The sequence below is a fragment of the Ktedonobacter robiniae genome, assembly GCF_016587375.1.
Lineage (GTDB): Bacteria > Chloroflexota > Ktedonobacteria > Ktedonobacterales > Ktedonobacteraceae > Ktedonobacter > Ktedonobacter robiniae.
The window spans coordinates 2,077,759-2,090,195 of the sequence record NZ_BNJG01000001.1; the positions used below are offsets into that span (position 1 = coordinate 2,077,759).

8 protein-coding genes are annotated in these 12,437 nt (G+C 52.2%); 4 read left to right on the forward strand and 4 right to left on the reverse strand.

What is annotated here, in order from left to right:
• Positions 1-331 precede the first annotated feature (331 nt).
• The 3 genes from JMJ04_RS08685 to JMJ04_RS08695 form a co-directional block, all read right to left on the reverse strand.
• Positions 332-3,541, reverse strand: coding sequence for a S53 family peptidase (locus JMJ04_RS08685; RefSeq protein WP_201370141.1), 3,210 nt, complete (start codon positions 3,539-3,541; stop codon positions 332-334).
• 151 nt (positions 3,542-3,692) lie between these two features.
• Positions 3,693-5,939 carry a S53 family peptidase gene (locus JMJ04_RS08690; RefSeq protein ID WP_201370142.1) on the reverse strand — a complete coding sequence of 749 codons (2,247 nt, stop codon included), beginning with the start codon at positions 5,937-5,939 and terminating at the stop codon, positions 3,693-3,695.
• A gap of 26 nt (positions 5,940-5,965) precedes the next feature.
• Positions 5,966-6,904: a protease pro-enzyme activation domain-containing protein gene (locus tag JMJ04_RS08695; protein ID WP_201370143.1), complete on the reverse strand. Its 939-nt coding sequence runs from the start codon at positions 6,902-6,904 to the stop codon at positions 5,966-5,968.
• A gap of 655 nt (positions 6,905-7,559) precedes the next feature.
• On the opposite strand from JMJ04_RS08695, the gene JMJ04_RS08700 reads away from it, so the two are divergent.
• The 4 genes from JMJ04_RS08700 (at position 7,560) to JMJ04_RS08715 (ending at position 10,014) form a co-directional block, all read left to right on the forward strand.
• Positions 7,560-8,057 (forward strand): NUDIX hydrolase, encoded by a 498-nt coding sequence (locus tag JMJ04_RS08700; protein WP_007912934.1) that lies wholly within the window; start codon positions 7,560-7,562, stop codon positions 8,055-8,057.
• 139 nt (positions 8,058-8,196) lie between these two features.
• Positions 8,197-8,472: a hypothetical protein gene (locus JMJ04_RS08705; protein ID WP_201370144.1), complete on the forward strand. Its 276-nt coding sequence runs from the start codon at positions 8,197-8,199 to the stop codon at positions 8,470-8,472.
• Between the two features lie 232 nt (positions 8,473-8,704).
• Entirely contained in the window at positions 8,705-9,109 is a 405-nt protein-coding gene (panD, locus tag JMJ04_RS08710; RefSeq protein WP_007912939.1) for an aspartate 1-decarboxylase, read from the forward strand.
• A 251-nt stretch (positions 9,110-9,360) separates the two neighbouring features.
• Positions 9,361-10,014 (forward strand): RecX family transcriptional regulator, encoded by a 654-nt coding sequence (locus JMJ04_RS08715; RefSeq protein ID WP_201370145.1) that lies wholly within the window; start codon positions 9,361-9,363, stop codon positions 10,012-10,014.
• 86 nt (positions 10,015-10,100) lie between these two features.
• Here JMJ04_RS08715 and JMJ04_RS08720 read toward each other — a convergent pair whose 3' ends face one another.
• Positions 10,101-12,386, reverse strand: a complete 2,286-nt coding sequence (locus JMJ04_RS08720; RefSeq protein WP_201370146.1) for a serine/threonine protein kinase — start codon at positions 12,384-12,386, stop codon at positions 10,101-10,103.
• Positions 12,387-12,437 lie beyond the last annotated feature (51 nt).

The following is a 12,437-nucleotide window of genomic DNA, read 5'->3' on the forward strand; positions in this document are numbered from 1 at the left end:
CATCGGAGCCGTCGAGAGTTCGACTTTGTGCGCACCACTAAAAACTCCCGCATAGAAGAGATTAACATAGAGCCTTTCTGAAAAGCAAAGATGCAAGCGGTAAAAGAATAAAGTACTAAAGTTGGTAAATGTCTTGTGAGAAGCAGAAGAAATACAAAAGCACAGAAAGGAACTCTTTGATACACAGTGCTAATCCATCCTGATGAGCGCGCAGGCAGAGTATGCCGCATATTAGGTGTATCTGCTCCCATGCTCTCGCACACAAAAAGGTGGCTCTGGAAGACTTCCAGAGCCACCTTTTACAGGCCAGTTCAGGCCTGCTATACCATGCTTAGTTGCCGGTGTAGCCGACGATATCGGTGCCACCGTTCTTGTCATGGTAGCCGAAGTACATCACGCGCTCGGCCACAATTGTGCCGCTCATCGCCTGCACCGTCGACGAATTCACGCCTGATCCAAAGGGCAGAATCGTGTCGCCCACATTGACCAGGATGACCTTGTGCGCCTTCACCACAAACTGCTGCTGGAAGACGCGATTATCGCCAAAGTAGGTGATCACCACCGTCTCATCGGCATCGGTTGGGTTCTGCACGCTCATGTACTCCGAGAAAGTATTGGTGACATAGCCTTCGGCGAAGGAGTAGACCCCCTGCGACTGAGGCGCACCAATCACATCTGTCAGGCCCGACTCGTTGGCGGGACCATAGTGGAAGAACTGTTCGCGGTCCACCACCACGGGCTGATCGGAGGTGATCTCCGCGCCAAAGATAGCGGGGTTGCTAGCGTTCAGCTGGTTCACGTCCACTGTCCACTGCGCATATGGTGCTACTTGCACACTGGTAGTGATAGGAGCTGTGGAATCAGGATAGGTCAATTTAATGGTCACAGTAGCCATGTTCGCGCTGTAGTTCGCCAGGATGTAGTACTGCTGATACTTCAGAGCGGTGTTACCCTGCGCGAAGTCCCAGGTCGTACCCGGCGTGACTGCACCTACCTGGCTGGCCGAGCCAGTGGTGATACCGCCAGCGGTCGCGATGTTGGTCTTCACATACATTGGGCGCTCAACCACGATGGGTAGGTCGGAGGTAACCCCAACCCCAACCTGCTTGAGCAAGCCCACTGCTGAAGGCGTCCCGGTGCCACGCATCAGCGCGCCAACGCTAATAGTCTGGGTCTTACAAGCTGGCTGCCCGATAGCGATATCACCGCAGGTGCCATTATCGTAGTAGGTCAATGTCACATGAGCTGTTTGCGTCGTGCTCGGATTCAGAATACTGATATAAGTCCACGACAGCGTGCTATCCTGGCGCGTATCGGCCAGCGGGAAGTAGTAGCTGGTGCCAGGATTGGAAGCGCCCAACACATCAGTACCGCTGCTGATGATGCCGCGATAGTTAAAGTACATCGGGCGTTCCGCCACAATGCCGGGTCCGCTCGTGACCTTCACAATCGTTGAGATGGCATACTGGGTGCTCTGAGGCAGGCCCAGCTCACCATTGACGTTCACCGTGAAGCGCGAGCTTGGATTGACCATGTACGATTTAACGCGTGCGGGCATGTTCGTGAACAGGTAGGTAATACTCACTTGCGACGCGGTCGTCGTGCTCGGGTTCTGCAGGGTGATGAACTCCTGGAAGGCACCACCACCACCGACGCTCCCTTCAGCAAAGTACCACGTCTTGCTCGTAGGAGCCTGGCGCGCACTCTTGCCCGCATTGGCCGCCGCTACCAGGTCATTGGCCAGGTTGCCTGCGTTAAAGCTCCCCAGGCCAGTCGCCATGTCATAACCACTTGTCGCGGGATATTGCCCACCTTGTAAACTGCGATAATCGTTGTCACCACTCGTGACATCGTGAAAATCGTTGTGGTAGTTGCTGCCACTGGCAATCTGGTAAAGATAAGGGTTAATAAAGCCCAGGTTATAGCCACCATTCTTGACCGACTGCTCGTTTGTCAAGGCCACAAAAGTAGCCCACATTGAGGTTGAGACAGGGGTTCCGACAAAGCCCCACCAGTTATCAAATTCACACCCTGCAGCAGCAGAGCAATATATCAAGTATTGTGCACCCATAGCAGCGTTCAATGCAACATCAGGCACTTGGCGGTTCACACTGGCATTCGTGCCAGGGGCAACCTGCCATGCAGGGTGTGACCAGTATGAACTGACACCACCACCACCTGCACCGACACCAGTGGAATCATTCCAGGTTGTTTCACCAATATAGTTGCTGTTGCCATCAACTGACAGCGATGTACCGCCTACACCTGTTACATAGGGTTGGCTGGCTGGATCTTCGACTGAGAGCGTAGTATTCCGGGCATCACTGCTCAAGCAATTGGAGCTACCCGAATCTCCAGACTGGGCCACAATGGTTTGCCCTTGGGCTGCTGCCAGCATGAAGAGATCATTTTCGACATCTCGAGTACCACTACTTGTCAAGGCTTCACAAAACCCCCAACTGGTGCTCACTACCGGAACATTATCGGCAATAATCTGCGCCCACTGCCCGAGATAACCTGATGTAGTATTTTCAGCCTCATAGATATTCAGCCGATTCAGGTTAGGGGCCATACCTAGAACGATATCAGCATCGAGCTCAACCCAATACGCTTGAAGAGCATCTGGGGCATTAGTGGATGTCTGAATAACAAGAATGCCAGTTGGAGTATTTTTGTCATAACAGCTGATATAGTTCTGCACATCGCTTTCAATAAAAGATGACAACTCGAAGAGCGCAACCGACTGACCCTCACCCTTATAGCCCTTCGTATACAAACCATTGTAGTTGTAGGCTGTAGCAAACTGCGAGGGTATCCGAAGTTGACTATTACCAGAAATAGAAGGACACGACACACTATTACCAACAGCAGCATTGGCAATGCTATTACTCACAGGTGCGCTGTTCGCTGAAGGGCGCGTGTACTTGGTATAGTTATCCAGGCCCACAATGCTCTGCACCATGCCAGCAAGATCCTGAGGAACCGTTGGATCATTGGCGTTGGCGTAGAACTGCCTGCCTTTGGCATCCACATAGTTGTTGAGCTGTACATGGAAGGCACTCTCTGCCTGGGAGGCCGTACCGCTGAAGGAGATCAACAGGCGGTGATTGTAGGTGTGATCAATCTTGAAGCCCTGCGATTGCAGGTAACTCACCACTGCGTCATAGCTTTGCTGCGTTGGCGCGAAAGAGTTCTGCACCTGGTCAGCCGAGAGATGGCGGCCATAATTAACCGACTTCTTATTCTTCGCGTCTTGCAGCAGGCCCTGCAGGGCCTCTTTATTACGCAGCTTGAGGCCAATCGCCAGCGAGAGAGGCTGGTCACCTGAGACTGCACTGACATTCTTGCTATGGGCCACGACAGCAGGCACAGAACCGGGGATGGATGACAGAGCCTTGGCCGAAGCTGACATATGCAGATTCACCAGAATGGTCGTCACCAATCCCAGCAGGAGCGCGAGTCCAATCGAGGCGCCAATAAACCAGGAACGTCGTTCACGTGGTTTAGGTTGCTCGCCACTCACAGGAGACGTAAAGGGCATACGCTTTTTACCCCCAAAAATAACACAACAAATTAAAGGAAATATATTCCAATAGACATTCATCGATGCAAAAGGTAGGGAGAAAAACAGCGACCCTGGAAACCTTCCAGGGCCGCCGCTTGTGAAGCAGTTCAGGACTGCTCTGCCATGTTTAGTTGCCGGTGTAGCCGACGATATCGGTGCCACCGTTCTTGTCATGGTAGCCGAAGTACATCACGCGCTCGGCCACAATTGTGCCGCTCATCGCCTGCACCGTCGACGAATTCACGCCTGATCCAAAGGGCAGAATCGTGTCGCCCGCATTGACCAGGATGACTTTGTGCGCCTTCACCACAAACTGCTGCTGGAAGACGCGATTATCGCCAAAGTAGGTGATCACCACCGTCTCATCGGTATCCGTTGGGTTCTGCACACTGACGTACTCCGAGAAGGAGGAGGTGACAAAGCCTTCAGCGAAGGAGTAGACCCCCTGCGCCTGAGGAGCACCGATCACATCCGTCAGGCCCGACTCGTTAGCTGAGCCATAGTGGAAGAACTGCTCACGATCCACCACCACTGGCACATCGGAGCTGATCTCCGCGCCAAAGATCGCAGGCTTGCCCGCGTTCAACGAGTTCACATCCACTGTCGATTGGCCGTACGCCGGAACCTGCACATTGGCGGTGTAAGGAGCCGTAGAATCGGAATAGGTCAATTTAACTGCTACATTCGCAGGGGTTGCGCTATAATTCGCCACCACGTAGTACTGCTGATACTTGGAACCGGTGTTGCCCTGCGCAAAGTCCCAGGTTGTACCAGGGGTGACCGCGCCGACCTGGCTGGCAGCGCCGGTGGTAAGACCCGAGTTGGGTACAGTCGCCTTCACATACATTGGGCGCTCAACCACGATGGGCTGGTCGGAGGTAACCGAGACTGCCACCTTCTTGAGCAAGCCCAGGGCAGTCGGCGTACCGGTGCCGCGCATCAGCGCACCAACGCTAATTTGCTGGGTCTTACATGGGTTACTCGCGGCACCACAGCTGCCATCATAGTAGGTCAGTGTCACATTGGCGGTATTCGTCGTGCTCGGATTGAGGATACTGATATAGGTCCAAGAGAGGTCCGAGCTGTTCTGGTTCGTATCAGCCAGCGGGAAGTAGTAGCTGGTGCCAGGATTAGAGGCGCCCAGCACATCGGTACCGCTGCTGATGATGCCGCGATAGTTGAAGTACATCGGGCGTTCCGCCACAATACCGGGCCCGCTCGTCACCTGAACAATTGTCGAGATGGCGTACTGGGTACGAGAATCAAGACCCAATTCACCATTGACGTTGACCGTGAAGCGCGAGCTTGGACTGACCGTGTAGGACTTCACACGCGAAGGCATGTTCGTGAACAAGTAGGTAATATTCACCAGGGACGCGGTCGTCGTGCTCGGGTTCTGGAGCGTGATAAACTCCTGGAAGGCGCCAGCACCACCGACGCTGCCTTCGGCGAAGTACCACGTCTTGCTCGTGGGAGCCTGGCGCGCATTCTTACCCGCATTAGCCGCCGCTACCAGATCGTTGGCAAGATTAGCCGCATTCAAGCTACCCAGGCCCGTTGCCATATCGTAGCCTGTAATTGCGGGGAAATTACCGGGCGAGTAATTATTGAGCGTGTTGTTACCCACAGTGACATCGTGGAAATCGTTGTTGTAGTTGCTACCACTGGCAATCTGGTAAAGGTAGGGGTTGATAAAGCCCAGGTTATAGCCACCGTTCTTGACCGATTGCTCATTCGTCAGAGCGATAAAAGTCGCCCACATGGGAGCTGCGGCAGAGGTACCGCCAAATCCATACCATCCAGGCTGGTCACACTGTGATGCTACTACAGAACAGTAGATTAGATACCCTTGGTTCGGCGTTGCATTTAGAGCAACATCAGGGACTTGACGATTTGCATTTGTAGCCGCAACAAAACCAGCCTGCCAGGTTGGGTGCTGCCAGTAAGAACTAATACCACCACCACCAGCACCATATGTATCGTTCCAGGCCATCTCACCGGCATAACCATTGCTACTGTTAACGCTAAGCGAAGTACCACCTACGCCTGTTACATAGGGTTGACTAGCTGGATCATCAACAGCGAGGCTGGTATCAGTTGAATAAGGAGGATTATAGCAATCGGAGCTGCCAGAATCTCCAGAAGCAGCCACAATGGTTTGGCCTTGAGCGGCTGCCAACATGAAGAGGTTATTCTCGGCATCTAAATAGCTTTGCCCCATACTCGCTATCACGCCAGATTCACACAATCCCCAGCTAGTGCTTACGACAGGAACATTGTCGGCAATGATCCGAGCATACTGATCCAGTAGATCGGGAAAAGTATTCGTAGCTTCATAAACCCGTAATTGGTTAAGGTTGGGAGCCATCCCCAAGACAATATCGATGTCACCTTCTACTTCTATTGCCCCCCCCCAACAGTTGGAGCGTTCACAGAAGTTTGGATAACACGAATATTTGTTGGAGTACCTTTATCATAACAATTGATAAAGTTTTGAACATCGCTTGCAGGATAGGCTGAAAGCTCAACAAGTGCGACCGATTGCCCTTCACCTTTATTGCCCTGACTGTATAAACCATTGAAGTTATATGCAGTGGCAAACTGGGAAGGAAGCAAATACCCACTTTGAGGATTCAAACAACTTACAGTAGCATTGGCATTAACTGCATTAGTGCTACTATTATTTACAGGCTTTTTATTGTGAACCGGCGTATGAGTAAGTTGCGCGTAGTTATTCAGGCCAACAATGCCCTGCACCACACCAGCCAGCTCCTGGGGCATCGTTGGGTCATTGGCGTTGGCGTAGTACTGCTTGCCTTTGGCATCCACATAGTTGTTGATCTGCACATGGAAGGCGCTCTCCACCTGAGAGGCCGTACCGCTGAAGGAGATCAACAGGCGGTGGCTGTAGGTGTGATCGATCTTGAAGCCCTGCGATTGCAGGTAGCTTACGACGGCGTCATAGCTCTGTTGCGTTGGTGAGAACGAGTTCTGCACCTGGTCGGCGGAGAGATGGCGGCCATAGTTGACCGATTTCTTGTTCTTCGAGTCTTGCAGCAGGCCTTGCAGGGCCTCTTTATTACGCAGTTTGAGGCCAATTGCCAGCGAGAGGGCCTGGTCGCCCGAAACCGCGCTGACGTTCTTGCTATGCGCCACAACCGCAGGCACCGAACCGGGTATGGACGAGAACGACTTCGCCGAGGCTGACATATTCAAATTTACAAGAATGGTTGTCACAATTCCGAGCAAGAGCGCGAGTCCAATCGAGGCGCCAATAAACCAGGAACGTCGTCCACGTGGTTTGGGCTGCTCGCCGCTCATAGGAGACTTAAAGGGCATATGCTTTTTACCCCCAGAAAATAAGCTCAACAATTAAAGAAGAGACATCTCCATCGACAAGTATCTATACAATGGTCGAGGAGAAAAGACGAGAGAGATGAAGGGTTAGAGGTTCACCATAGAGGTAGAGAGGGGTGGCTCGCTCAACTACCTGCATACAAAGTTTTTACAACAAAAATTTTTACATAGGCAGAAAGTGCAACATTTACATTGTTGCTGATCAATATATTGCACCGGAGTCGCCGAGAGTTCGACTTCGCGCGCACCACTAAAAACTCCCGCATAGAAGAGATTAACATAAAATCTTTTGGAAACGCAAACATACAAGCACAAAAAGAATAAAGTACTAAAGACAAAAAATGTCTTGCAAGACACAGAAGCTTCACAAAAATACTGAGAGAAACTCATCGAGATACAATACCTCTTTTACCCTTATCCATGTGAAACTGGTTGACACCTTTAGCATGGTACAATATTCAGAAATTAGAGGCTCAGGATGTTTTCTGCTTCTCTACTTGAGAGACATTTTCCGCTGGAAACGGGCATAAGCGTGCAGCAGGCATGAATGCGTCTGTCAAGTCTGCAAGCCTGCCATCCGTGCCTATGAGCCGCCGCCGGGATCGTCGTTTATGATGCTAGTCAGGAGAGTATACGAATGTCCGATCTGCACATCAAATATTGCCCGGTATGTGCTACGCCGCTGGTCAAAAAGCAACTTTTTAACGCAGAGCGCCTCGCCTGCGAGAACTGCGGCTATATCTTCTTCCTTAATCCCAAGGTGGTCGCGATAGTCGTGATTCGCCACGAGGGAAAATTTCTGCTTGGCAGGCGCAATATTAATCCAGGCAAGGGCAAATGGGGCTTCTCCGGCGGGTACGTGGACCGGGGAGAGACCGTTGAAGAGGCCGCACTACGTGAAGTTAAGGAAGAGACCAACCTGGATATCGAGCTGGGCGGCCTGATTGGCGTCTATAGCGAGACCAGCAGTCCCCATGTCATCATCGCCTACCAGGGCACCATCCTCGACAACACACTTCATACCCTCTCGGCCCAGGCAGAAGAGGTCAGCGAACTGGGCTTCTTCCAACCGGATGCCCTCCCCGAACTGGCCTTCCCCGTAGACCAACAGATCCTTGACGACCTTTTCAAATAAAAAATTGTTCTTTATAATATACTCAGCAGTACTCCAAAAACAGCGTGAAGCCGATGGCGATGTTGGGGAGTAAATATAATAGAGATAGCAGTTTGTTGCAGAGTTATCTATATCACAGACAACACAGGTGGAATATCTTATGCTTTCTACAGAGACCCAGGCACGTTTACAACAGCAAGGCCTTAGCGCCTTCGACGAAGTTTCCTTGCGCGAAGAGCTGGAGAAACACGCGTCAACCTACACGCTTATTCGCCTGGCGGCCTGGCCCGCACGCCGCTGGAAATGCCATTATCGCCTGATGCTGGGCGACGCCATCCATGATGCCCAAAACGTAGCTGAGGCCTATGCGATGGCTCTCCTCTCGCTCCTGGAGCGCCCTCTCGTCGAATCCGAGCCTCAGCCCAGCCATAGTTAGCAGGCGGCAAGCAATCGCCGCGCCACGCGAGCAAACAACCAATTAGTAATAGCCACTCTGCCTAAATATAGGACAAGTGGCAAAAGTATGGCTATAATAAGGGTGCGGATCGTTTATTCTTATGAATAGTTATAATAAGGGTAGAGTATTCAATACTCAGCCATTGTTAATGCGTATCGTTAGTTCTACATAAGCACATCATTTTGTAACGCGGAAAGGAACAACCACTATTATGCTGCGTACCATGTGTAAAGGGAAAATCCATCGCGCCACCGTTACCCAGGCCAATCTCAATTATGTCGGTAGTATCACGATTGACCAGGATCTGTTGGATGCGGCAGGCATCTACCCTTACGAGAAGGTACAGATTGTCAACATCAATAATGGTGCCCGCCTCGAGACCTACACCATCGCTGGCGCGCGTGGTTCCGGTGTCATCTGTTTGAACGGTGCAGCCGCTCGCATGACTGCTGAAGGCGATCTGGTCATCATTATTAGCTATGCTGATTTCACGGAAGAAGAGATTCGTACCCTGACTCCACATCTTGTATTCGTCGACGAGAATAACCGTTTGACCGAGAAAAAAGACGTTCCTCTGTACGAGATGTTGCCCGAGCCTGAAGCCGCCCTCTTCTAGGAGCGCAAGCTCCAAGTAGTCATTTCATTCAGCCAGGAGGTTGGATGAATTACTACTTACATCCAGCCTACCAAACGTTTGTAAGGTTCCCTCCAAACCCTCCTCATTTCACAGATCCACTCTAAGATTAGACCCTCTTCCACTTTTATAAGTATGTTTAAGAATAGGAAGGAAGCGTACTTTTGTCCGTGGGAAAAGGCTTATATGTGCCTCCACTTGGAGCCACACCGTAAAAAAACTATAATACCCCTATGCGAATTACATCACTGCAAACACAGGTCAATAATCCTGACCGTATAAATATTTTTGTCGACGAGCACTTCCTGCTCGGCGCCAATGCTATGCTGGTCTTACAGATGAGTTTACATGTGGGACAGGAGATCACTCCCTCCCAGGTTGAGCAGATCCAGCAAGAGGAGGCCCTACAGCAGTCGGTCGACCGCGCCTTGAACTATCTCTCATTTCGTCCCCGTAGCCGCCAGGAGGTTCGTAATTATCTTCGCCGTAAAGGTACCACTCCCGAACATATCCAGGTGGTACTAGAACGCCTGGACCGCATGGATCTGGTCAATGACCGCAGCTTTGCCTCGTTCTGGCTGGAGAATAGAGAGCAGTTCAGTCCCAAAGGCGCTCAGGCCCTTAAGAATGAACTGCGCCAGAAAGGTATACAGCGCGAAGTCATTGACGAACTTGTAGATGAGGAAAACGACGAGGGGCGCGCACAACGCGCCGCAGAGAAGAAGGCGCGCAGCCTGCTGCGCCAGCCCAGTATCGACTACGCCACATTCTATCGTCGCCTGGGAAGCTTTCTGCAACGTCGTGGCTTCAACTTCGAAATCACCAAGCGCATCGTCAAGCGCATCTGGGAGGAACAGCGACAGGAAACAGTAGGAGAGGAAGAATAGAGCGGAGACGTGGCCCGCTACTGGCATACGCGGCTACATATAGGGCATGATATGTAACCGCGTACGCCAGTAGCGGGCCGTTTTGCTCATTGCCCCATATAGCGAGGATCATATGGCGGGAAAACCGGGCTACCCATACTGTTATTATCATCGTTATTGTCGGAATTATCCGTCGTGGGCGTATTCTGCGGCGAGGGTACTACTGGTAGCTGGACGGAGGGCAGGGTCGCGGGATTCTGGCTTGACACTGTGATCTGCTGCACATTACCAGGAAGTGTATCGCCATACGAGAGATTGACCGAAACGCTATTGGGATCAATCCCCTCCTGCTTTGTGATATACGCCCGGACATCGCTTTTCTTCATGCTCTTGAGATGATTCTGCATAGCCTGGAGTTTCTGAGGCGTGATCTGATAGCGTATCACGCTGGCAATCGGCACCAGCAGCGTTGCCCCCTGCGCATCAGTTCCTTTAAGCACGGGTTGGCCTACGCGTACCGTAGAATTCATCACCTCAAAGTTCGCCCCAGCATCCTGCAACAGCTTCTGGCGCGCCACCGTCTGCGCATCACTGTTGCTGTAGTAGCTCAGTATCCCCTCCTCCGTCAGCGTCACGGAGACGGTAGAACTCTTCTGGCCAACTTCGGGCTGGTAGGAACTCTGCTTATCGTTAAAGGAAGGCTGCCCCAGCGGACTGGCGTTTTTGCCTTTGACCTCGTTATTCAAATCCTGGGTCAATTGTTTAATTAGACCTTGTTTGGTTTCAATACCTAGGTTAATAATATCGTTGCTGGCAACCACGGTCGGGCAATTAAAGAGGCAGAAGAAGGGACGACCCGTAGCTGGGCCAGAGCGTGTACCCGTCTCGGTCTTACGAGCCTCATTAATAGGAATGGTGCCCGCATTGGTATCCACATGTGAGGTTCCATCGACAGCTCGGATAGTATACACCTTGCTGATCGTCTGCACCTGTGGACTAAATGTTACTTTGGCCGTAATAGCATTCTGAAAGACAAAGAGCGACATCCCAACAATCAGTACAACAATTGCTACGATACCAATGGGAATCAGAAGGGCTAAAGGACGCCTGTTCTTTTGTGGCCTGGGTGCTGGAGGACGGCTCGTCTGTGGTGAGGATTGCCGCAATTGCGCGGGATCCACAAATGAGGTGGGCGCATCATAGTCGCCACCGCCAAAGGACTTCGTACTGCCAGGCAGGATAAACTCTTCGCGCTGCAAGACCGCCTGCTCCTTGCGAGGCGGAATAGGACTCTTTTTTCCAGGCAGTCCTTGCCCGAGATCGGGTGAGCTCTTCCCCCGCACCTGCATGCCCTCGGCTGAGGCAGCTTGGTAGCTACGTGGAGAGGCAGGAATCGCGGGATAAGCTCCCGAGGGCGTGCCAGACGCTGTCTTACTAGCCAGGTCACGTCCCTGACGTGTGGGCGTTGGTGGTACATTGGATGGTCCAGCAGATTTTGGTGTAGGCGAGACGGCAGGAAATTTATCGCTCAGGCCAGAGGGCCGCGTCTCGGGCGACACACGTAGAGATCGGTAGGCCTGCTCGAATGCCTGAAGTAGCTCGTCAGCGCTGGCATAGCGGCGCGCAGGATCAGGGGCGACAGAGCGCGCAACAACCTCCTCAAGTGGAGGCGGCAGCATCGTACCAGTGCTGATATGTGGCAGGTGCCCCGTAATCATTTGATAGAGAATAATACCCAGCGAATAGATATCGTTGCTGGGAGCTGCGACGCCATCAGCCCGTTCAGGAGCCATATAAGCTACAGTCCCCACCTCGTGATCAGCCGTGGTCAGAGGAGGACTGGCAAGCGACCCCTGGAGTGAGGCAATCCCAAAGTCGATCAGACGCACATAGACCTGGTTCCCATCATCCTCACGGTCCAGCAGGATATTGCTGGGCTTCAAGTCACGGTGAATGACGCCTCGCTTATGAATATAAGCGATAGCCTGCACCAGTGCCTTGAAGAGCTGATAGATTTCGCCATATGAGAGCGGCCCCTGCTGCAAACGCTGCGCCAGCGTGCCGCCCTTAATATAAGGGGTTACGAGGAAGAGGCGCCCCTGCTCCTCGCCAAACTCGAACAAGGGGAGAATATGCTCATGCTTCAGATGCGCGCTGACCTCGGCCTCGCGCAGAAAGCGCTTTCGCGCTACACTATCATAGGCCAGATCCGAGCGAATAATCTTGACCGCGACTTCACGGCCAAAGGCACTACGTTGGCGCGCCAGGTAGACCTCGCCCATACCACCCACGTCGATACGATGCACCAGGTCATAGTTGCCAAATTTCTGCGGGTTCGCTTGACCATCTGTCGCACCAGGCAAATTTCTCAGATTTCCACGCTGTTCTTTCATGAGTTATTTTTCGAGGGCCATAGAAAAGACGGACTCAGTAGAGTACTACGA